We start from the raw sequence: 20806 nt of genomic DNA, 5'->3' as shown, positions 1-20806 counted from the left end.
CATGCGCTTTACCGTTGATAACGCAGCCTTTTTTGATCTTCCGCCGTTTCAGCCCCGGTTGATCCGGGATGCGCTACCTCAGGCGATGGCCGATGATCTGCTGCACGCATTGCCCCACGCCCTGCCCTGGTACCAGGCCCGCCTTCGCCTCTATGGCAAATGGCGTTACTCGCCCCGCCTGCAATGCTGGATGGGCGACCCACAAGCGCACTACCGTTATTCGGGCCACGACATGACGCCCGAACCCTGGGCTGCTGCCCTCAGACCTGTCCTGGCCCGGCTCAACGAACTTGCCGGCGAGCGCTTCAACAGCGTGCTCTGCAACTGGTATCGCAATGGACAAGACAGCATGGGCTGGCACAGCGACAACGAGCCGGAACTGGGGCCAGAGCCGGTAATAGCCTCGCTATCGCTGGGCGCAGAGCGCGTATTTCAGTTCCGCCGCCGTGGGGAGAGCCGCCTGTATCGCTCGATTCCTCTACCCCACAATAGCCTTCTGATTATGCCGCGCGGACTACAGACCCGCTACCAGCATCAGCTACCCAAAACACGCAAGGTGTCGGGCGAGCGGTTCAACCTGACTTTCAGGCGCATCGGGGCGCCCTCAGGATGACGACTCTTTCGCGGCCTTATCGCCGGAGGCCTCTTGCCGCTCCTGATCGCGCATCCGCTCCAAGCGCTTTTGAATGGCACCGAAAATAGTATTGGCCGGGTAACGCCCTTTGGCGGAAACCTTGCCTGCCGACTGGCCCAATAGTAGGCCGATCGCTTCTTCGGCGGTATTCACCGCATATATCGAGAATTTACGCTGGCGTACCGCCGCCAGGACCTCTGCATCGAGCATCAGATTCTGTACATTGGACGCGGGCAGGATCACGCCCTGGGACCCTGAGAACCCCTTGATCTCACACGCTTGGAAAAAGCCTTCGATTTTTTCGTTAGCCCCACCTATCGGCTGCACTTCACCGAACTGGTTGATCGACCCCGTGATCGCCAGGTCCTGGCGCACAGCCTTGCCGGACAGTGATGAGACCAAGGCACAGAGTTCGGCCAGCGAGGCGCTGTCGCCATCCACTTCGCCGTAGTTTTGCTCAAACGTGAGGCTGGCTGACAGGTGCATCGGCTCGGTGACGGCAAAGCGGGAAGTCAGCCAGGAGGTCAAAATCATCACCCCTTTGGAGTGGATATTGCCGCCCAGCTTCACATCCCGTTCGATGTCGATGACATCGCCATCGCCATAATAACTGGTTGCGGTGATCCGGTTGGGCATGCCGAACTCGTAGCCGCCAGCGGATAGCACGGACAGCGCATTGACCTGACCCACTCGCGCACCGTCCGTCGAAACCAGCGTCGTGCCATCGCGGATGGAATCGAAATAGTGGTCACGGATGCGGCTGCTGCGGTATCGCGCACTGGTCAGGGCCTGTTCAACATGGGTTGCCTGGATTAAGCGGGCTCCAGCCTGACGGGCCCAGAAGTCGGACTCGCGTAACAAGTTGGCGATATCCGAGGCATGCAGGGACAAACGCTCCTGATGGTCGGCGATACGGGAGCTGTACTCGATAACCCGGGCCACCGCCTTGCGGTCGCAATGCAGCAGTTTTTTATCCACCACCACGCTGGCGATGAACTTGGCATATTGCTGCTCGCTTTCGGGCGTCCGATACATCTCGTTCTCGAAATCGGCGGTTATGCGAAACAGCTCAGAGAACTCCGGATCGTATTCCTGCAGCAGCATCCAGGTTTCCCGGTCGCCAAAGAGGACGATTTTGACGTTCAGAGGAATCGCCTCCGGTTCCAGAGAAATGGTGCCGGACAGCGTCAGCTCCCGCTCCAGGGAATTGATCTGGAGAGACTTGGACCGCAACGCGCGCTTGAGGCCGTCCCATACAAAAGGCTGCTCCAGCACCTTGATGGCGTCCATCAGCAGATACCCGCCGTTGGCCTTGTGCAGACTGCCCGGACGAATTAGCGAGAAATCGGTGAACACCGTGCCTTTGAAGGTTACGTTTTCCACATAACCGAAGAGGTTGTGGTAATTCGGATTGTCCTCGACGATGACCGGGACATCGCGATTCTTATGGTGTACCAGCAAATTGATCTGGTAGCGCCGCGGCATCTTCCGGTCTAGCGACGCGTACGCGATAGCGGCCTGCTCGTCGCCATCCTCGAGGAAGATATCCAGGTTGTCGCCCATATCCTTGCGAACGGATTCGAGATAACCGACAACTTGCGGATACTCTTTGTATTTGGCGACCAACTCATCGAACTGATGCCCGGTAAGGCTTTCCAGGGTTTCCTCGTTGAGAGCTTGCTGCTTGTCCGTGTATTCCTGCTCGAGTTCCGCGACTTTGCGAACTGCAGCACGCAGCTTCTTTTCCAGCTTGTTAATCTCGTCTTCGAAGGACTGACGCTGCTCCTCCGTCAGCGCTGCAAAGCTTTCCTGGGTGTGCGGCTCGTCGCCGTTCATCGCCACCAGTCGATAGCCACCGGGAGTCGATACCGTTAACCGGACTTTTTTACGTTTGGCCTGGCGGGCCACTTTATCCAGTGCATCTTCCTGTTTCCGGCCGTACTCGTTCTTCAACTGTTCCGCGCGCTCGAGGAAGTTATCACCCTCGAAAGTCTGGGGAATCAGCTGAGTCAGGCGGATCATCAGGCGATCCATATCCTGCTTCAGGGTCTGTCCTTCCCCCGCAGGCAGGCGCAGAACCCGCGGCGAGCGCGGCTCCTCGAAGTTGGCGACATAACACCAGTCGTAGCTCTCGTATTCCTTGTCCGCATAGTGCTCCAGATAGCGCAACATTGTGGTGCGTTTACCCAGACCGTTCCGGCCGACGGCGTACACGTTATAGCCACCGTGAGGCATCGCCAACGCGAAGCGCACCGCTTCCTGCGCTCGGTTTTGACCCACAATCTCTTCGAGGGGTTCTAGTTGGCGAGTCGTCTTGAACGTAAAGTCTTTAATATCACACGTGCGGTAAAGCTGGTTAAGAGGCAGTGACTTCAAGGCGCCGTCCTATTTATGAGAAGTAAAATGATGAAAAGTGAAACCCGTTTATTGGAAGATAAAACCAATAGAAGTTAAGGGTAAAGCCGATAGAAAGTAAGCGTAAAACCAACAGAAAGTAAGGACAAAGCAATAACGGGCCATTGTAGAAGGTGTCGGCGGCCCTGTCGTCCGTTAACGACTTTTAACCTTACGCCTGCTCAAGTTTTACGCAACTTTGCCGTTAAACCGTAAGATACTATTACCCGCAGTTACTTAGGGCAGTGAACTACAAGCGCGCCTACGCCTATAACAGAGGCTTGCAGGGTCGGGCGCTCGTTTGCGACGAGGATCTTATATGGACGTATTACGCTCAACACCCTACGGGCTCAGTACACTGGATCGAAAGAAAGCGCAAAGCCCGAGACGAACACGCAAGGCGCCGGAAACGCCAGCCACACCGACCAAGCGGGTCATGGACCGCCGGGTCCGGCCAGATCGCCGACGCCGGCAAGAGCCTTTCGATGGAGAGGATCGCCGCAAACGCTCCACTCGGCGCAGCCCGAGCTTGCTCCACCCCCGCAATGCCCGGCCAATAGCCGCCGAGGACCGCAGGGGCGAAAGACTCGATACGTCCGCCTAAGAGGCCAAGTTTTAGAAACGGCAGCGGGTTTTGAGACATGCGTCACACTTGCTGCTCTGGCCGTTTTTCAGTCAATCACCGGCCTCCTACAATACCGGGTGCAGAATAAAAGATCGCTCATGCAACTATTTGCTTGTCGTGGCAAGGTTCATTTATAACAAATACAAGAGTGAACATAGATAAGAGTGGGAGCCGGCGTTATGCGAAAGAACACTGGAGACCGCCGAATCAAGGACCGCTACGAGGCCCATTGTCTCAAGGTTCAGCTTAGGGAACGGGGTTTTTTCGGTCGCGAGAAAACACGCATTCCGGCCACCTGCCTGGACATCAACCGCTATGGTTTGGCCGTGCTCTCTCCTCGGCGACTGGAACCGGGCAGCCGTCTGTTTCTGGACTTTTCGGGCAAATACATTTCCGAATCCCACGTCGCGGCGCGGATCGTCGACTGCTATCCCTATCAGACCGGCTATCGGCTGGGTATCCAGTTCAGCTATTGCCGCAACCGGCATAGTTATTCCAGGGCGGTGGACAACGCCTTGTCACGCATCGAGGGGTTCTATAATCGGCTGGCCAGCTGATCGAGAGTCCGATAGATAGAGCAAGAGATAGACACGAAAAATACCAACGTACAACCAAGCTCGCTCAGACAAGCCCCGCATCGAGACTGGCCGCCACGTACAACCCCAATTCTTCGCATTGCTCTTCAAACACATCCCGATAGTCACCGCGACAAAGCACAGGTTCACAAACCAGGCGCCAACGCAGCCCCGTGGTAATGGATTCGATGGCCCTGTGGGTACCGGTACCGTCGTGGCCAGCCCGGATATAGAAGCCAAACGGTAACCCTTGTGTTTTCTCCAGGCAGGGATAGTAGCTGCGATCGAAAAAATCCTTGAGCGCTCCGCTCATGTAGCCCAGATTCTCCGTGGTCCCCAGGATAATCGCGTCGCAAGCCAGCACATCGTCGGGCCCGGCATCCAGAGGCGCCATCACGTTAACCTCAACCGCTTCGATGTCGGGATTGCGGGCGCCCCGCTCGATGGCTAGGCGTAGCTTTTCCGTATTTGGAGAAGGGGCGTGAGCCACGATCAACAGGCGTTTACGGGATGCCATGCGGTATCTCCTCCGTGTCGTTCAGGTACTGCTACTGACTTTGCCGCCAGTTAGACGCGGTAACAAGCCCCTGCTTGCCCCAGGCACACCGATGAACATCATGCTGGCGCACTGATGAGCCTTGAGAAAATAACAAAAAGAGCCGATTCCTTTCGAAACCGGCTCTCTTCAAACACTGACAATCAGAATTGGCTTTAGAGCAACTCGCCGCTGGCCGCCTCGGCGTCGGCAGCGGATTTTTCCTTGCTCTCTTTGCCGGTCGGCTTGGGCATCAATTTTTCGCGAATCTTGCCTTCGATCTCAGTGGCAATATCCATGTGTTCTTCCAGGAACTTGCAGGCATTCGCCTTGCCCTGGCCGATCTTGTCGCCACTGTAGCTGTACCAGGCACCGGACTTGTCGACAAAGCCTTCCTTCACACCCAGGTCCACTACTTCGGCCATGCGGTAGATGCCCTTACCATACATGATCTGGAATTCGGCTTGCTTGAACGGCGGGGAGACCTTGTTCTTGACGACTTTGACGCGGGTTTCGTTACCCACCACCTCGTCGCCGTCCTTTACGGAACCGATACGACGAATATCCAGGCGAACGGAGGAATAGAACTTCAACGCGTTACCGCCGGTCGTGGTTTCCGGGCTGCCGAACATGACGCCGATCTTCATCCGAATCTGGTTGATGAACACCAGCATGCAGTTGGCATGCTTGACGTTACCGGTCAGCTTGCGCAGCGCCTGGGACATTAGGCGCGCCTGCAAACCAACGTGGGAATCGCCCATTTCACCTTCGATCTCCGCTTTCGGCGTCAGCGCCGCGACGGAATCGACGACGATGACGTCGATGGCGTTGGAGCGGACCAGCATATCGGCAATTTCCAGCGCCTGCTCACCGGTATCCGGCTGGGAGACCAGCAATTCATCGACGTCCACGCCCAGTTTTTCCGCGTAGATCGGATCGAGTGCATGCTCTGCATCGATGAAAGCACAGGTCTTGCCCGATTTCTGGGCTTCGGCGATAACCTGCAGAGTCAGCGTGGTTTTACCCGAACTCTCCGGGCCGTAGATTTCCACAATTCGACCGTAAGGCAGACCGCCAATGCCCAGGGCCACATCCAGACCCAGTGAACCGGTAGAGACAGACGGGATGGCTTCACGGGGCTGATCGCCCATTTTCATCACGGCGCCCTTGCCAAACTGGCGCTCGATCTGGCTCAGTGCCGCACCTAACGCCTTCTTGCGGTTGTCTTCCATCGCTGCGAAAACCTCGTCTTGATGTGCCGCCAGGCGGCATGATTCATAGACCCGGCGCCTGGCCGGGTAACTGTATATTTGAACAGTATTAGAACATAATGGATGAAACAGGCCAAGTGCTGCATTTCATCCTCTATGCTTTTTCCTCTATATAGTCGTTGCAGATATATATTCGTTGCAGTTATATAGTCACTGCAGATGTATAGTCACCGCAGGTACAGAGCCCGTAGGTACAGAGTCACTGCAGGAAGCCCCTCACGCCCTGAAGCGCGAACAGCACCGCCTGACGCCGAATGGCATCGCGATCGCCGGAAAAGTACTCAACCACACTCTCCGTGTCCGCTGGCGAGCGGCCCCAGGCGAACCAGACAGTACCGACCGGCTTTTCATCGGAGCCTCCGCCAGGGCCAGCTACGCCACTGACGGAAACGGCGACCTGTGCCCCCGTCTCTGCCAGGGCGCCAGCAACCATTTCACGAACCACGGGTTCGCTCACGGCGCCATGTGCCACGAGGGATTTGTCGGTAACCCCCAACAAAACCCGCTTGGCCTCATTTGAATAAGTCACTACACCGCTATGCACATAGTCCGAACTGCCGGCGCGGTCCGTCAAGGCCTTAGCTATCCAGCCTCCGGTACAGCTCTCGGCGGTCGTGATCGTTAGCCCACGCTCGCGCAGCACGTCGCCCAGCGCTTCGGCAGCCTCTTCGAGGACGTCATCGGATATCGACATGCGTTGCCCTCCAGAAAAATTTGAATCCACATTCTTAACCCCTGAGCGGCATCAGTCCACCCCTGGGCCACGCTGATTTTTCCGCCTGGCTAGCGAGCACCTTGAAATCCGGCGGGGATTCAGAAGATAGCGGGATGAACGAAACACCCACCTCTCTCGTTTCATCATCCGGCGGATTTCCTTACAATCCCGGTTTGCCTTTGCAGCCCACCCCCAGAGAACAACGGATTCCGAATGTCAATCGCGCCCACGGAACTCAGTAAACAAACCCCGATGATGCAGCAATACCTCAAGATCAAGGTGGAGCATCCGAACGAACTGGTGTTCTATCGTATGGGGGATTTTTACGAGCTGTTCTACGACGACGCGAAAAAGGCAGCCGAGCTGCTCGATATTACTCTGACCGCTCGTGGCCAGTCTGGGGGCCAGCCGATACCGATGGCGGGCGTACCCTATCATGCAGCGGAGAACTACATTGCCCGGCTGGTCCGCGGCGGGCACTCCATCGCCATTTGCGAGCAAATCGGCGACCCGGCGACCAGCAAAGGACCGGTAGAGCGCAAGGTGGTACGCATCGTTACGCCGGGCACCCTGAGTGACGAAGCCTTCCTGGAAGACCGCCGCGATAATCTGCTGGTCGCCATCTGCAGCCAGCGCGAGAACTTTGGCATCGCCTGCCTGGACATCTCCAGCGGCCGTTTCTCCGTGTCCGAATTCACGGGTGCCGAATCCCTACAGGGCGAGTTGCAGCGTCTACAACCTGCGGAGATCCTGATTAGCGAGGACTTTCCCTACGCCGATCTGCTCGAGGACTATACCGGCGTGCGGCGCCAGGGCCCTTGGCTATTCGAGCGCGATTCTGCTCAGCGCATCATCACCCAGCAGCTACAAGTGCGGGACCTGACCGGCTTTGGCTGCGAGGATCTGACGCTGGCCGTCTGCGCCGCTGGCTGCCTGCTTCAATATGCCCGGGAAACCCAGCGCACCGCCCTACCGCATATTCGCAAGCTGACGCGTGAGCGGCGCGAAGACGGCGTACTCCTGGACGCAACGAGCCGCCGTAATCTGGAAATCGACACGAACCTCGCCGGCGGCACTCAATACACCCTCGCCTGGGTCATGGATCGAACCGCCACCGCCATGGGCGGTCGCCTGGTGCGCCGCTGGCTGAACCGCCCGCTACGCGATGTCGACATCGTCAAAGAGCGTCAGGCGGCCGTCGCCGCCCTGTTGGACGGGTTCCACTACGAGCCGCTGCACGACCTGCTCAAGTCAGTGGGCGACATCGAGCGTATTCTGTCCCGTGTCGCTCTGCGCTCGGCCAGACCCCGGGACCTGGCGCGCCTGCGCGACGCGTTCAACCTGCTGCCGGAGCTGCAAACGGTGCTGGAGCCGGTCAATGCCGGACGCATTGCCGCACTGCGGGACACGGCCAGTACGTATCCCCAGCTCGCCGACCTGCTGACCCGGGCGGTTGTGGACAATCCTCCGGTGGTCATCCGCGACGGCGGCGTCATCGCCGAAGGCTACGACGACGAGCTGGACGACCTGCGCAATATCAGCGAGAACGCCGGCCAGTTTCTGCTGGACGTGGAAACACGGGAGAAGCAACGCACCGGCATCAGCACCCTGAAAGTCGGCTACAACCGGGTGCATGGCTACTACATCGAAATCAGCCGCGCCCAGTCCGACCAGGCGCCGGTGGACTATATCCGCCGTCAGACCCTGAAAAACGCCGAGCGATTCATTACGCCCGAACTGAAAGAATTCGAGGACAAGGCGCTGAGCGCCAAGAGCCGCGCCCTGGCCCGGGAGAAAGGCCTCTATGACGAGCTGCTGGAAAGCCTGGCCGAGCAGCTTTCTCCACTGCAGGATACCGCGCAGGCGCTGGCCGAGCTGGACGTTCTCAGCAATTTTGCCGAGCGCGCCACCACACTGCGATTGAATCCGCCGGAGTTCACCGATTCACCGGGCCTGGATATCCAAGCGGGCCGCCATCCGGTGGTCGAGCAGCTCTTGGACGATCCCTTCGTCCCCAACGACCTGCTGATCGATAACGAACGCCGGATGCTGGTTATTACCGGCCCCAACATGGGCGGTAAGTCCACCTACATGCGCCAGGCTGCATTGATTGCGTTGCTGGCTTACACGGGGGGCTTCGTACCGGCCGACCGGGCCATTCTGGGGCCGGTTGATCGTATCTTTACCCGCATGGGCTCGTCGGACGATATCGCCGGTGGACGCTCGACTTTCATGGTGGAAATGACCGAAACCGCCAACATTCTGCATAACGCCACCGAATCCAGTCTGGTGCTAATGGACGAAATCGGCCGCGGCACCAGCACGTTCGACGGTCTATCACTGGCCTGGGCCACCGCCGAGCAACTGGCGCAAAAAGTGCGCTGCTACACCCTGTTTGCCACGCACTACTTCGAACTGACACAGTTGGCCGATCAGCTCAGGCACGCCGTCAATGTGCATCTGACCGCCACCGAGCACGACGACAGCATCGTCTTCCTGCACAATGTGCACGAAGGCCCCGCCAGTCAGAGCTATGGCTTGCAGGTCGCCAAGCTCGCCGGCGTGCCGCAGGATGTGATCAACAATGCCAAGCACCAGCTCCAGCGTCTGGAGGGCAGTGCCACCGCGCCATCGGCGGCGACCCCCACGCAGCCTGCGGTTAGCCAGCCTGTAGTACAAAAGCCTTCTGTAGCACGAGAACCTGCGGCGTTCCAGGGCGACATGTTTGCCAGCTTCGATCCCAGCGAGGTGGAAAAAGCCCTGGCAGAGATGGATATCGACGGGCTGACGCCTCGGGACGCTCTTGACCGGCTTTATAAGCTCAAGGAACTAATGGGGAGCTCCCGACATACATAACGATATAATCAAAGAGCCTTGAGCCGCATGCGCTGCACGCTTGCTACTTCGGGGAGTGCTCCCTAAAATACCGCCCTTCACGATACTAATGTTCAGCAGTGGTCACCGCATGCCGGGGGCCGCCGAGGCCTTGACCCACCCCTCAAAGGCATCGCAAGCTGGCAAAAGGCGCGCTTCGGGCTCCGCCAACTGATGAGACAGACTGAGAAACCAGGGATACCAACATGACATTTGTCGTTACTGACAACTGCATCAAGTGCAAATACACCGACTGTGTGGAAGTCTGCCCTGTAGACTGCTTCTACGAAGGCCCGAACTTCCTGGTCATCGACCCCGACGAATGCATCGACTGTGCGCTGTGCGAGCCAGAGTGCCCAGCGGAGGCTATATTCTCGGAAGACGAGTTACCCGCCGGGCAGGAAAAATACATTGAGCTCAACGCCGAGCTCAGCGGAGACTGGCCAAACATCACCGAGAAGAAAGATCCCCTGCCCGACGCGGCAGAATGGGACGGCAAGCCAGACAAGTTCCAGTATCTGGAGAAGTAAGCTCTGGCTGACAGGCTGAATCGAAAAAAGGGAGCACCGCGAGGCTGCTCCCTTTTTTGTGAGCTTCACATGAAGGTTTGACGTCTTGCGTAGCCGACGCCTTAGAGGGTGTTGCAAAACGTAGCGAGCGAAGGCCAGGCAAGGCGGAAATCCGCGAAAAAGCGCAGTTTACTGATAGTAAATGAGCATTTTGATCGAACTCGCGCACGAGTGGATTTCCAACGCCGCATGGCCGAGCGCAGTAGTTTTGCAACACCCTCTCAAGCATCCGCTACATTGACTTCCCTGGAATCAGGGCTGCGTCACCGCCAGTTTCGCCCCAATCGCCACAAAAACCCCGCCGGACAAACCATGCAGCACCCGCTTGGCCGTGGGCTTCACGCCCCACTTGCTGGAACGCACAACCATCACCGCCACCAGCGTCTGCCAGATCATCGCCAGGACAAAATGAATCGCCGCCAGGGCGATGGATTGGACGAATGCCGGACCTTGGGGATCGATAAACTGGGGCAGAAAAGCCATGTAGAACAGCGCTGTTTTTGGGTTAAGTACATTAGACAGCAGACCTTCGCGCAGAGAGCGACCTAGCCGGTAATTACTCGTGCCGATTCGCGGTGCCGGTGCTTGTTCCGCGACACCTTCGGCTTGGGAAGAGCGCAACGCCTGTCGCAAACTGGCCAGGCCCAACCAAACCAGATACGCGGCGCCCACCCACTTGAGGAGCGAGAAAGCCCACGCGGTCTGTAGCAGGATCAGGGAGATGCCTACCGCAGACAGCGTCGCGTGGACAAAAAGCCCGCTGCAGATACCCAAACTACTGACCACGCCGTCCTTCAGCCCGCCGCGCGCAGTGTTACGCATGACCAGCAGCGTATCCACCCCGGGGGTCACGGTCAGCAACGAAATGGCGATCAGGTAGGCCCAAAAAAGTTCGGCGCTCGGCATCAAGCTCCTCGGGATTCGGAGAGTACTTTCTTAACTGCCGCCGAACGGTAGAAGGGCGCGAGGCGGCGACGTAACAGGGCTTCAAGATACCCCTGTTCGCGCAACAGATCGAGTGTCGGCTGGGCGAACGTATCCACTTCAGCCATTACCACCTCCCGGTCCACACCGACATCCGCCATAAGCTCAATCAGAGGCGCGTCGCCATACTTTTCAAACAGGTGATTGACCACCGCGGTATAACACCCCTCGAAATACCTCGTTTGACGGAACTCCAGCCAGAACTGGTAGCCCAGTACCACGAACTCATTCAGCTCCAGTTCACCGAGGCCCGATTGCAAGTCCGACAACTTACGGTCTTCAACCCCGTTCCACGCGGCCATGATTGTGTCGCGCAGCTCGTCGTCGGACAACGCCTTCTGTAGAAATTGTTCACTACGGCGGATTAACGCCGGCAGATTGTCACTGAGATAGGCTTTGATACGCCGCTCGAAAGTTTCGTCGATTCCGGGCACCGCGCGATTGGCCATGCGCTTGCCGAACTTCATCATCGACCCTACGCCTGGCACGCTACGCGAGATCAAATTGTCCTCGTAGAGGTAATTGACCAAGCCATGGTAGGCGATGTTCGACACCAGCTCCTGATAGACCGGATGAGCCATAACCTCGCTGATCAACCGCTCGCGGTGGTGACGCAGCTCCAAAATTTCCTCGACGAAAGCAGTAGCCTGCTCACGGCTGAGAATATCCCCCAACCGAGTATCCGACTGGACCCCGGCGGAAAGCACTTCGCTCGCCATTTCTCCGGCCAGCTCGGGAATGCCACCATCCAACTCTAACTCGACGACCTGGCGACGGATGACACCGAGGATCTGCTCTTCGCTTACGGCCTGCCGTAGCGTGACATGCTCTGCCAGGCTAAACAGCTCGTTCACTTCGTTGGCGATGAATTTGCGCAGTTTGGCACCCTTGAGCGCCGCCAGTTCATGCTTGATATGCAGCTCCAGGAGCTGGTCTGCAACCACTGTTGTTTCCTTCGCCATGATCGTATCCGGTGGAAATGAGGATTGAGCAAGCAGGTTAACACGTGGACGGACCCTTCCGGATTAGCCCGGAAGGCCGGCAAGGTGGGAAACTTAGGCCACTCGTGTACTGCCTCCTCGATACAACGATGTTATCCGGTCAGTGGTATGTCATCGATCAAGAGGCGTCCAATTCTTTTAGGCTACGCTCCAGCAACGCCCGGTTATCCTGATGCCAGGGATGAAAGCCGGTCTTCAAGTACGCAAAAAATTCAGGCAGGCACTTCCTTATCACGCCGGGCTTACCCCACAAGAAATTGAAACCATCGAGCCAGGTTCGCAGGCTCCAAAGCTTGCCCTCCTTTTTCAGCATGCTGCAGGTGTTAAGGAAGGTGAACTTGAAGAAGTTGTAGGTCACGAACAGGAACACCACCTTGCGTAGGCGCTCGTTCCCTATGCAGTGGCGATACACGTCGAACGCGACCGCTTTGTGCTCGGTTTCCTCAATAGCATGCCAGCGCCAAAGCGCGCGCATTTGCGGTGTAGCGTCTTCCATCCATTCCGGGTGAGCCAGGATGGCGTTGGCCATCACCGCAGTATAGTGCTCCGCAGCGCAGGTGCCGGCCAGCTGCCGGTTCGGTGGCAGACGACCGACCCACGCCATGTGTTTCCGGAAGCGGGCGTCGATAGCATCGATATCGTACCCGCGCGCCTTGAGCGCTTCGTTGTAGAGCCGATGTTCACGACCGTGTAAAGCCTCTTGGCCGATGAAGCCACGCACTTCCTGCAGCAGCTTGGGATCGTCGATACGCTCCCGGTATAGACGAACGGAGTTGATAAACTGCTGCTCTCCGTCCGGGAACTGCAGCGATAAGGCATTGAAGAAAGCGGTCCGAAACAGGTTGTTGCCATGCCAGAGCGTTTTTAGTTCGTCACGGGTGTTGAAACTGACATGACGTGGTGTCACCTGAACACCGTCGGGCGTGGAACTGGTGGACATAAGCACCTCCGGGGGAGCGGCTCCCTGGTATTTGTTGTTTTTATAGCCAATCGCCGATTCGACAAGGACGACATTAAAGCGACTGCTTCAAACTAAACATTAGCATACGCCACGGCCCCGCTGTTGCCCAGTCCAACGCACGCTGCGACGTGTCGGAAAGGGCCATAGTCGACCGGCTCCAGTTAAAAAGCGTGTTGCGGCGTCTAATGTACTAGTGTCTGTCAGCGGCTCTGCTGATCGACAATGTGTCCCAGGGTACGAATCGCGCGATCAATCCGTTCGCTCCAGGGATTGGCACCGTTGAGCCGAATGTAGTCTTCGTACTTGTCCGTGGTGGAAAACATCCGCCCCGGCGCTACATTGATACCCTGCTCCCGGGCGTCCTGGAAAACGCGAGTACCGGATACCCGATTCGGCAGCTGTACCCAGAGCACAAACCCGCCCATGGGCCGGCTGACAGCGGTGCCGTCCGGAAACTCCCGAACGATCGCCGTGCGTAACCGGTCAGTCGCTTCGCGGTAACGCTGGCGTGCTGCACGGAGATATCGGTCGTAGCCGCCCTGCTCCAGGAAATGAGCAACCGCCAGTTGTGGAATGGAGGCTGTTGCGAGGTTGTTGAAATACTTCTGCTGGCTCAGCTCGGCAAAACGCCGTCCGGCCAAGACCCAGCCTAGCCTCAAGCCCGGCGAAATCGTTTTGGAGAAGGAGCTGCAATAAATGACGTTACCGGTTTCGTCGAACGATTTGGCCGGACGTGGACGCTCGCCCTCGTGGGGCAGATCGCCATAGATATCGTCTTCGATCAACGGCACGCCGGCCTCGTCCAACAGCCGGACCAATCGCTTCTTTTGCGGTTCCGGCATTTGTACGCCGAGTGGGTTGCTATGGTTGGCCACGACCACGCAGGCCTTGATGGGCCATTGTTCCAGCGCCAGCTCCAGCCCTTCAAGGCTCAGCCCTTCCACCGGATGAGTGGGAATTTCAAGCGCCCTGAGTCCGACCACTTCCAAGGCCTGCAGGATACCGGGGAAAGACGGCGACTCCACCGCCACAATATCTCCGGGCTGGGTGACCGCCCGCAAGGCCAGAATAATGGCTTCCTGCGCGCCGTTGGTGGCAATCACATCCTCATGGGTTGTGACCACCCCCAGATTGGTCATGCGTTGAGCGATCTGACGCCGAAAGATCTCTTTGCCCGGGAAGGCATAATCGAGAGTTTCCAGGCCCTGCCGGGCAGCCCATAGGGTGGCGTGCTGGATCTGACGCAGCGGGAGAAAATCGGCATGAGGCACCGCCGGCCCAAGCGCCACCATGTGCTTGCGTTCGACCGAACACAAATCCAATGCCATATCCCGTGCCGTCACCGGAGCCGGCTTGGCCTTGGGCCGCTGCATAACCGGCACCGGCGCGTCCTGGCGGGGTACGCGGGCAAAGTACCCACTACGCTCACGAGCTTCGAGATAGCCTCGACTCTCCAGGGTCTGGTGAGCCTGGAGCACTGTCGAAATGCTTACCCCGAACTGGCGGCTGAGCACCCTGACACCGGGCAAACGCTCGCCCTCACGATACACCCCGTCATTGATGAGCTGCTGAATCTGATCGGCAAGCTGCGCATAGAGAATGGTCATAGCTGTTTCCTCTCTCCGTCCATGGATCTGGCGCTCTTGAAATAGGTTGTTCCGGGGCGGAAGCCTACTCTCTCCCCAGCACCTCAATACGGTTTCCGCAGAATACGATCGCCAGCAAAAGACTATCCTCCCAAAAAGGCCAGTCATTCGGGCATTACAGTTGAGCGCCTAATCAAGCAGTACAGTTTAAACGGAACCGCCCCTGTACCGGTTCAACTATACCTCTACTGAATCTGTATTGGTCACCCCTACCTGCGGAGAATGACACCATCGCTCACCGGATAAGGATAGACGCCATGAATGAGCCGACGCCACTCCGCCCTAACCCGTGCCATCGCCGTCTACGCGCCGATGTTCTTGACCTCTATAACGATTGCATCCAACGTTCCGTCACAAGTACCGAAACCGCCATCATGCGCCTGGCGACGCTGGGCTACCGTGACGCATATCCAGAACCCGATCACTGGGTTCTGACGCGGGCCGGCATCACGGTCCATCTCTACGGCGAGCACGAGCTGAAAGCCTTTGCGAATCACCTTACGATGCTGGAATCGCACAAACGGAAACCCGCTTGGGTCATCCCAAATCCGGTAGCCACCCGAAATCTGGAGAAAACAACGTGAGCACCCTGCCTCTTTATCAAGTCGATGCTTTTGCCAGCCGCCCTTTCACCGGCAATCCGGCCGCCGTGATGCCGCTGGAACACTGGCTGGACGATGCGCTGATGCAATCCGTCGCACTGGAAAACAACCTGTCGGAAACGGCGTTCTTCGTCCCGGAACCGGCAGCCGCCGAAGACGATTTCCACATTCGCTGGTTTACGCCGGGCATCGAAGTGCCTTTGTGTGGACACGCCACATTGGCTTCCGCCTGGGTGATATTCAACAAACTTGGATGGGAAAAAGAGCAGGTCCGGTTTCGGTCGAAAAGTGGGTCGCTGGGCGTGCGGAAGCTGGAAGACGGTTGGCTGGAGCTGGACTTCCCCAAATTGACCTTCGAGGCCAAAGACACCCCCAAGGCTATCCTCGACGGCATGCCCGAAGCGCCGGCAGACGCGTTCTACATCGCATCGGACACCAACTACATGCTGGTTTTGCGGAGCGAGAGCGAGGTCCGCGCATTGACGCCGGACATGCGAGCGCTCAAAACCCTTGGCAGTCTGGGCGTTATCGTCACCGCTCCCGGCGACAACTGCGATTTCGTCAGCCGCTATTTTGCACCGGGCGGCGGCATCGACGAGGACCCCGTGACCGGCTCGATTCATAGTATTCTGACGCCCTACTGGGCCGACCGTCTGGACAAGTCACGTCTCGTTGCCCGCCAGGTCTCGGCCCGCGGCGGCGAGCTACGCTGCGAGCTGCACGGCGACCGGGTACACATCGCGGGCCAGGCCGTGCCGTATATGGAAGGTCAGGTCAGCATCGCGTATTAAGGGACACTGGACGCTGCTGCAGGCGCAGCTAGCGGCGGCTCGGCATGGGCCGCCGACTCGGGCCGGCGGTCCTTTACCGGACTGACACCGAAATAGCGTTTATAGTCACGACTGAACTGGTGCACACTGCGGTAGCCGGTCTCCGCCGCGGCCTGACTGACGTTCAGGTCGTCGTGGCTCAGCAGCATCCGCGCCTTTAACAGCCGCAGGCGCTTGAGATACTGTAAGGGCGAGGACTGGGTCACCTGTTTAAAGTGCTGGTGGAAGGTCGAAAGGCTCATGTTGGCTTGCCGGGCGAGATCTTCCACGGCCAGTTCGCGTGTGAAATCCGTATGCATTTGAGTCAGTACCCGAACGATACGGGAGTAGTTACCCTGATTCAGGATCAACGCCCGCAGCGCTGGCCCCTGCTCGCCCTTAAGCGCTTCGTAGACCACTTCCCTGACGCGCTGGCGCCCCATCACGCGCATGTCCAGCGGATCATGCAGTGCCCGCAGCAAACGGATAACCGCCTCGTGCATGCTTTCAGTCATGGCGACGGAATCCAACGGGCGGGGCGACTCCTGGGTCACCAATCGGCTATCCACGCCGGTTTCCACCACCAGCTCACCCAACACCGCCGGATCGATTCGAATCGACAACCCCAGTAGCGGCTTTTCTGCAGACGCGAACGTTTCGCACTCGAAGGGCAACGGCAGCGTCTGAACCAGATAATGTCCGGGGTTGTAATGGATTTCCCGCTCGCCCAGATAGCCGATTTTCCGTCCCTGAGCGATGATTGTCAGCCCCGGCTCGTAAAGGATTGGCGTGCGCCCTATCGCTTCGGTACAGGAGATCAACCTGACATCCGCCATTGCGGTATCGGAGAATCCGTCACATGCAACCAGAGGTTCGATAAGCTCCCACATCGCCGGCGAATGCAGTTTGTCAGTGTCCATGCCTTCTCCCACAAGATCAGTCAGCGCTATACCATTATGCCTCCTCTTCCGAGTCTAACATCAACAACCCGGGTCAATTCGGAGAAATAAGCAAAAACGGCAAAGGAATGTTGATTGCCGCAGTTGCTGCAGCGTTCCAAACTGGCACCTCATCCCCATCAAGGAGGACAGAAGAACCATGGCAAACGCTAAAGGTTATGCAGCACAAAACGACACTTCGGGCCTTGCGCCGATAAGCTTCGATCGCCGCGAACCGCGCCCCGATGACATCTCCATTGAAATCGACTATTGCGGTGTCTGCCATACCGATATTCACTTCGTCCAGAACGACTGGGGGGTCACCGAATACCCGGTAGTGCCGGGGCATGAGATTATTGGCCGGGTTACAGCCGTCGGTAACGATGTAAAGCGGTTCAAGGAAGGCGACATTGTCGGCGTTGGCTGTATGGTCGACTCGTGCCGTTCCTGTTCTGCCTGCCAGTCGGGGCTGGAGCAATACTGCCTGGAAGGCATGACGGCCACCTATAATGGCGAAGACCGCCATGATGGCACCATCACGTTCGGCGGCTACTCCGACAACGTCGTCGTTAGCGAGCGTTTCGTGGTGAAAGTCCCCGAGAAGCTGGACCCGTCCACCGCGGCGCCCATCCTATGCGCGGGCATTACCACCTACTCGCCGCTGCGCCACTACGGTGTAAAGGCGGGCGATAAGGTCGGCGTTATCGGCATGGGCGGGCTCGGCCACATGGGGGTCAAATTTGCCAAAGCCCTGGGTGCAGAGGTCACTATCTTCACCCGCTCGGAGAGCAAGGTCAGCGAAGCCAAAAAACAAGGCGCGGACCACGTCGTTGTCTCCACTGATGACAGCCAGATGGAATCTGCAGCGGAAAGCTTCGATTTCATGCTGGATACCGTGCCGGTCCAGCACGACCTTAATCCCTATCTCAACTGCCTGAAATTCGATGGCACCCACATCATCGTGGGCCTGCTGGAACCGGTCGACCCAGCGCTGGAAGCCGGTAACCTGGTGTTCAAGCGCCGCGTCCTGGCGGGCTCGCTGATCGGCGGGATGCCGGAAACCCAAGAGGTGCTGGACTTCTGTGCCGAACACGACATTAGTTGCGATGTGGAAATGCTGGACATGAAGAATATCAACGAAGCTTACGAGCGCATGAAAAAAGGCGACGTGAAGTACCGCTTCGTTATTGACATGAAGTCGTTGAAGAACAGTTAGTTAAATGAAGTCTGACCAGCTCAGCCACCGTCCATCGCCGACGGTGGCTGAGCTGGCCTTTTCTCCAGTGCTAGCAGCCTTGTGTATTCAGGCCAAGCACGCCTCTGCATCCCGTAACAGACGGCAAAGTTCACGAATAGTAGCTGTTTTGTTTAACCGGCCTTCCAGGGCATCGGAGGCGGCATCAGGCGCTCGCCGTCGTAGTCCGGCACTGTGCCGAAACGCGAACTACCCTCTTCCCATTCTCGTTGCGCCTGAGCAATTTCCGCGCGCCTGTACCCGACGAAGTTCCACCACATCAGAATTTCATCCTGTACCGGCTCACCCCCCAAAAGAAGGGCTCGACCACCCGGCGGCGCCTGGAACTCGATATCCGTACGGCCCGTGCCAAAATAGGCCAGCTCGTTGGTCTTGAACACCTCGTCCCCGAAATGAAAAGCGCCCTCCAGCGGCATCAAACCGTACTCGTAATCGGCCCGCAGCGGAATACGCATACGCCCGCCGTTGCGATGCGCCAGGTCAATGCCGAGTAGCGGGGAAAAAGCGATTGTCGGCGCATTGTGATCGCGAAAATGGCCGACCAGCAGGGTCATGTCTGCGCCCTGTTCCTCCCAGCGTGGTAGGTGGCCGTAGTGATCGAAACGAGGCGAAGTTTCACGGTCGGCATAGGGCAGCGCAATCCAAAGTTGCGCTGCATGGAGCTGACCGGAGGACGGCATCGACTCCTCGGTGTGGCAGATGCCATAACCGGCAGTCATCAGGTTGATCTCACCGGGGCGGATGATCTGCTCAGATCCGAGGCTGTCCCGGTGCAGCACTTCACCGGCCATCATCCAGGTAAACGTCTGCAAGCCGATATGTGGATGAGGCCCCACTCGCATTCCCCGGGAATCGCCCCGGAACACCACCGGCCCGGCATGATCCAGGAAACACCAGGCGCCAATCGTCCGCCTGCCCCGCGTGGGCAACGTACGCGCGACCGGAATACCGCCCACATCCGTGGTTCGAGCCTCCACACGCTGGATCATCCGCCGCCCATCCACGATCGGGCAGTCTCGTGAAGACGATAATGAAGGATGGGAATCGGTATTACTCATGACAACTCCTTTGCCGCTAAGCGCCTCGGAGATACGACACTCCCCCGTTCCCTGAGTATAACTGCAGGCCCTGGGGAAAGACGTTACCGCTTGGAAATCGTATAATCCGCGGCTCACTTAAGCCCAAGCCTTGGACCATCATGCCTTCAACCTACGACGTCATCATTATTGGCGCCGGTGCCGCCGGCCTCATGTGCGCTGCGACAGCGGGCTATCGCGGGCGCCGCGTGCTGGTGATCGATCATGCCAACAAGGCGGGCAAGAAAATCCTCATGTCCGGGGGCGGTCGCTGCAACTTCACCAACCTGAACAGTACACCGGCCAATTTCCTGTCGGCAAACCCACACTTCTGTATCTCCGCGCTCAAGCGTTATACGCCGCAGCATTTCCTGGAGTTGGTGGACCGCCATGGTATCGAACACGAAGAAAAGGCCGCCGGCCAACTGTTCTGCCGAGACAGTAGCAAGGACATTCTCAACCTGCTGCTGACTGAATGCGAGTGGGCGGGCGCCGAAGTACGCCTGAAAACCAGCGTTACAGGATTACGGGAAACCACCGGCGGCTTCGAAGTCCGAACCAGCGGCGGCGTGCTTGAGTGCGGTTCGCTGGTCATCGCCTGCGGTGGACTGTCGATCCCAACGCTGGGTGCAAGCGGGTTCGGCTACGAAATCGCCAGGCAGTTCGGTCTTGAGGTACTGCCAACCCGCGCAGGGCTGGTTCCTTTTACCCTGCACCCGGAACTGAAATCGCAACTCGCCCCGCTCTCGGGCATCAGTTGCCCGGTGGATGTCCATTGCAATGGCGAGCACTTTCGGGAGCCCATGCTGGTTACTCACCGCGGACTGAGTGGCCCATCGATGTTGCAGATTTCCAGTTTCTGGCGACCGGGGGATGCCTTGCAGATCGACTTATTGCCAGGTGAAGACGCTTACCACGCATTGACCCATCTGCGTACGAACAAACCTCAGTCGACGGTGGCTCAGTATCTGAATAACCATTTGCCCAAACGCTTCGCCCAAGCCTTTAACGACCTGCAAGGTTGGCAAGGCCCTTTGCAAGCCTACAAGAACAGCGATATTGAGCACGTGGCCCAATCGCTCAATCACTGGACGATAAAGCCCGCGGGCACTGAGGGTTATCGCACGGCAGAAGTGACCCTGGGCGGCGTGGATACCCGCCAGCTCTCCTCCAAAACCATGGCGGTCAACGAACGCCCCAACCTCTTCTTTATCGGTGAAGTGGTGGATGTGACCGGGCACTTGGGCGGACATAACTTCCAGTGGGCCTGGGCTTCGGGTGTTGCGGCGGGGGGCGAAGCGTAGAAGAAGTGATCAAGCCTCTTTATAAGGCGGCAATCGTT

At 58.0% G+C, this 20806-nt stretch carries 19 protein-coding genes; 9 read left to right on the top strand and 10 right to left on the bottom strand.

Going from position 1 to position 20806, the window contains the following annotated elements:
• Nucleotide 1 precedes the first annotated feature (1 nt).
• Complete coding sequence (locus FXO11_RS06520; protein ID WP_148862238.1) at nt 2-613, top strand: alpha-ketoglutarate-dependent dioxygenase AlkB family protein; 612 nt, start codon at nt 2-4, stop codon at nt 611-613.
• On the opposite strand, the gene FXO11_RS06515 is transcribed toward FXO11_RS06520, so the two are convergent.
• A complete protein-coding gene (locus FXO11_RS06515) occupies nt 605-3010 on the bottom strand; it encodes a Lon protease family protein (RefSeq protein WP_148862237.1) in 2406 nt (801 codons plus the stop codon). The two genes, FXO11_RS06520 and FXO11_RS06515, sit on opposite strands and share 9 nt — an antisense overlap.
• A 337-nt stretch (nt 3011-3347) precedes the next feature.
• On the opposite strand from FXO11_RS06515, the gene FXO11_RS06510 reads away from it, so the two are divergent.
• Both FXO11_RS06510 and FXO11_RS06505 read left to right on the top strand, forming a co-directional pair.
• Nucleotides 3348-3632, top strand: coding sequence for a hypothetical protein (locus FXO11_RS06510; RefSeq protein WP_148862236.1), 285 nt, complete (start codon nt 3348-3350; stop codon nt 3630-3632).
• Between the two features lie 200 nt (nt 3633-3832).
• Nucleotides 3833-4210: a PilZ domain-containing protein gene (locus FXO11_RS06505; RefSeq protein ID WP_148862235.1), complete on the top strand. Its 378-nt coding sequence runs from the start codon at nt 3833-3835 to the stop codon at nt 4208-4210.
• 64 nt (nt 4211-4274) lie between these two features.
• Here the strand turns inward: FXO11_RS06505 and FXO11_RS06500 are convergent, their stop codons facing one another.
• The 3 genes from FXO11_RS06500 to pncC form a co-directional block, all read right to left on the bottom strand.
• Nucleotides 4275-4745 (bottom strand): flavodoxin family protein, encoded by a 471-nt coding sequence (locus tag FXO11_RS06500; RefSeq protein WP_148862234.1) that lies wholly within the window; start codon nt 4743-4745, stop codon nt 4275-4277.
• A 194-nt stretch (nt 4746-4939) separates the two neighbouring features.
• Nucleotides 4940-5995: a recombinase RecA gene (gene recA, locus FXO11_RS06495; RefSeq protein WP_148862233.1), complete on the bottom strand. Its 1056-nt coding sequence runs from the start codon at nt 5993-5995 to the stop codon at nt 4940-4942.
• Nucleotides 5996-6233: 238 nt separating this feature from the next.
• Nucleotides 6234-6728: a nicotinamide-nucleotide amidase gene (pncC, locus tag FXO11_RS06490; RefSeq protein WP_148862232.1), complete on the bottom strand. Its 495-nt coding sequence runs from the start codon at nt 6726-6728 to the stop codon at nt 6234-6236.
• A gap of 234 nt (nt 6729-6962) precedes the next feature.
• Here pncC and mutS point away from each other — a divergent pair, with 234 nt between their 5' ends.
• Together mutS and fdxA are read left to right on the top strand one after the other, a co-directional pair.
• Nucleotides 6963-9605, top strand: coding sequence for a DNA mismatch repair protein MutS (mutS, locus tag FXO11_RS06485; RefSeq protein ID WP_148862231.1), 2643 nt, complete (start codon nt 6963-6965; stop codon nt 9603-9605).
• A 224-nt stretch (nt 9606-9829) separates the two neighbouring features.
• Nucleotides 9830-10153: a ferredoxin FdxA gene (gene fdxA, locus FXO11_RS06480; protein ID WP_148862230.1), complete on the top strand. Its 324-nt coding sequence runs from the start codon at nt 9830-9832 to the stop codon at nt 10151-10153.
• Nucleotides 10154-10444: 291 nt separating this feature from the next.
• Here fdxA and FXO11_RS06475 read toward each other — a convergent pair whose 3' ends face one another.
• The 4 genes from FXO11_RS06475 to FXO11_RS06460 form a co-directional block, all read right to left on the bottom strand.
• The gene (locus FXO11_RS06475; protein WP_202980298.1) at nt 10445-11098 is read right to left on the bottom strand and encodes a LysE family translocator; all 654 of its coding nucleotides are present in this window, start codon (nt 11096-11098) and stop codon (nt 10445-10447) included.
• Nucleotides 11098-12138: a hypothetical protein gene (locus FXO11_RS06470; RefSeq protein ID WP_148862228.1), complete on the bottom strand. Its 1041-nt coding sequence runs from the start codon at nt 12136-12138 to the stop codon at nt 11098-11100. Before FXO11_RS06470 ends, FXO11_RS06475 begins: the two co-directional genes overlap by 1 nt.
• A gap of 157 nt (nt 12139-12295) precedes the next feature.
• The gene (locus FXO11_RS06465) at nt 12296-13117 is read right to left on the bottom strand and encodes a metal-dependent hydrolase (protein ID WP_148862227.1); all 822 of its coding nucleotides are present in this window, start codon (nt 13115-13117) and stop codon (nt 12296-12298) included.
• 221 nt (nt 13118-13338) lie between these two features.
• Nucleotides 13339-14745 carry an aminotransferase-like domain-containing protein gene (locus FXO11_RS06460; protein WP_148862226.1) on the bottom strand — a complete coding sequence of 469 codons (1407 nt, stop codon included), beginning with the start codon at nt 14743-14745 and terminating at the stop codon, nt 13339-13341.
• A gap of 296 nt (nt 14746-15041) precedes the next feature.
• On the opposite strand from FXO11_RS06460, the gene FXO11_RS06455 reads away from it, so the two are divergent.
• Both FXO11_RS06455 and FXO11_RS06450 read left to right on the top strand, forming a co-directional pair.
• On the top strand, nt 15042-15368 hold the full coding sequence (locus FXO11_RS06455; protein WP_148862225.1) for a hypothetical protein: 327 nt from the start codon (nt 15042-15044) through the stop codon (nt 15366-15368).
• Nucleotides 15365-16177 carry a PhzF family phenazine biosynthesis protein gene (locus tag FXO11_RS06450; RefSeq protein ID WP_148862224.1) on the top strand — a complete coding sequence of 271 codons (813 nt, stop codon included), beginning with the start codon at nt 15365-15367 and terminating at the stop codon, nt 16175-16177. Before FXO11_RS06455 ends, FXO11_RS06450 begins: the two co-directional genes overlap by 4 nt.
• On the opposite strand, the gene FXO11_RS06445 is transcribed toward FXO11_RS06450, so the two are convergent.
• Nucleotides 16174-17115: an AraC family transcriptional regulator gene (locus FXO11_RS06445; RefSeq protein ID WP_148862223.1), complete on the bottom strand. Its 942-nt coding sequence runs from the start codon at nt 17113-17115 to the stop codon at nt 16174-16176. The two genes, FXO11_RS06450 and FXO11_RS06445, sit on opposite strands and share 4 nt — an antisense overlap.
• 178 nt (nt 17116-17293) lie before the next feature.
• Here FXO11_RS06445 and FXO11_RS06440 point away from each other — a divergent pair, with 178 nt between their 5' ends.
• Nucleotides 17294-18349: an NAD(P)-dependent alcohol dehydrogenase gene (locus tag FXO11_RS06440; protein ID WP_148862222.1), complete on the top strand. Its 1056-nt coding sequence runs from the start codon at nt 17294-17296 to the stop codon at nt 18347-18349.
• Nucleotides 18350-18501: 152 nt separating this feature from the next.
• Here the strand turns inward: FXO11_RS06440 and FXO11_RS06435 are convergent, their stop codons facing one another.
• Entirely contained in the window at nt 18502-19446 is a 945-nt protein-coding gene (locus FXO11_RS06435) for a pirin family protein (RefSeq protein ID WP_148862221.1), read from the bottom strand.
• Nucleotides 19447-19586: 140 nt separating this feature from the next.
• Between FXO11_RS06435 and FXO11_RS06430 the strand changes: the two genes are divergently transcribed.
• Nucleotides 19587-20768: a BaiN/RdsA family NAD(P)/FAD-dependent oxidoreductase gene (locus FXO11_RS06430; protein WP_148862220.1), complete on the top strand. Its 1182-nt coding sequence runs from the start codon at nt 19587-19589 to the stop codon at nt 20766-20768.
• Nucleotides 20769-20806 lie beyond the last annotated feature (38 nt).

The sequence above is a fragment of the Marinobacter fonticola genome (assembly GCF_008122265.1).
GTDB lineage: Bacteria > Pseudomonadota > Gammaproteobacteria > Pseudomonadales > Oleiphilaceae > Marinobacter_A > Marinobacter_A fonticola.
The sequence above is the reverse complement of the archived record's forward strand: the minus strand, read 5'-3'. Positions and strand labels throughout refer to the sequence as shown.

Excerpts from the sequence above, each read along its gene's own strand:
- FXO11_RS06520 (WP_148862238.1), top strand. The coding sequence starts at position 2 with ATGCGCTTTACCGTTGATAACGCAGCCTTTTTTGATCTTCCGCCGTTT.
- FXO11_RS06510 (WP_148862236.1), top strand. The coding sequence starts at position 3,348 with ATGGACGTATTACGCTCAACACCCTACGGGCTCAGTACACTGGATCGA.
- FXO11_RS06505 (WP_148862235.1), top strand. The coding sequence starts at position 3,833 with ATGCGAAAGAACACTGGAGACCGCCGAATCAAGGACCGCTACGAGGCC.
- FXO11_RS06500 (WP_148862234.1), bottom strand. The coding sequence starts at position 4,745 with ATGGCATCCCGTAAACGCCTGTTGATCGTGGCTCACGCCCCTTCTCCA.
- recA (WP_148862233.1), bottom strand. The coding sequence starts at position 5,995 with ATGGAAGACAACCGCAAGAAGGCGTTAGGTGCGGCACTGAGCCAGATC.
- pncC (WP_148862232.1), bottom strand. The coding sequence starts at position 6,728 with ATGTCGATATCCGATGACGTCCTCGAAGAGGCTGCCGAAGCGCTGGGC.
- mutS (WP_148862231.1), top strand. The coding sequence starts at position 6,963 with ATGTCAATCGCGCCCACGGAACTCAGTAAACAAACCCCGATGATGCAG.
- fdxA (WP_148862230.1), top strand. The coding sequence starts at position 9,830 with ATGACATTTGTCGTTACTGACAACTGCATCAAGTGCAAATACACCGAC.
- FXO11_RS06475 (WP_202980298.1), bottom strand. The coding sequence starts at position 11,098 with ATGCCGAGCGCCGAACTTTTTTGGGCCTACCTGATCGCCATTTCGTTG.
- FXO11_RS06470 (WP_148862228.1), bottom strand. The coding sequence starts at position 12,138 with ATGGCGAAGGAAACAACAGTGGTTGCAGACCAGCTCCTGGAGCTGCAT.
- FXO11_RS06465 (WP_148862227.1), bottom strand. The coding sequence starts at position 13,117 with ATGTCCACCAGTTCCACGCCCGACGGTGTTCAGGTGACACCACGTCAT.
- FXO11_RS06460 (WP_148862226.1), bottom strand. The coding sequence starts at position 14,745 with ATGACCATTCTCTATGCGCAGCTTGCCGATCAGATTCAGCAGCTCATC.
- FXO11_RS06455 (WP_148862225.1), top strand. The coding sequence starts at position 15,042 with ATGAATGAGCCGACGCCACTCCGCCCTAACCCGTGCCATCGCCGTCTA.
- FXO11_RS06445 (WP_148862223.1), bottom strand. The coding sequence starts at position 17,115 with ATGGACACTGACAAACTGCATTCGCCGGCGATGTGGGAGCTTATCGAA.
- FXO11_RS06440 (WP_148862222.1), top strand. The coding sequence starts at position 17,294 with ATGGCAAACGCTAAAGGTTATGCAGCACAAAACGACACTTCGGGCCTT.
- FXO11_RS06435 (WP_148862221.1), bottom strand. The coding sequence starts at position 19,446 with ATGAGTAATACCGATTCCCATCCTTCATTATCGTCTTCACGAGACTGC.
- FXO11_RS06430 (WP_148862220.1), top strand. The coding sequence starts at position 19,587 with ATGCCTTCAACCTACGACGTCATCATTATTGGCGCCGGTGCCGCCGGC.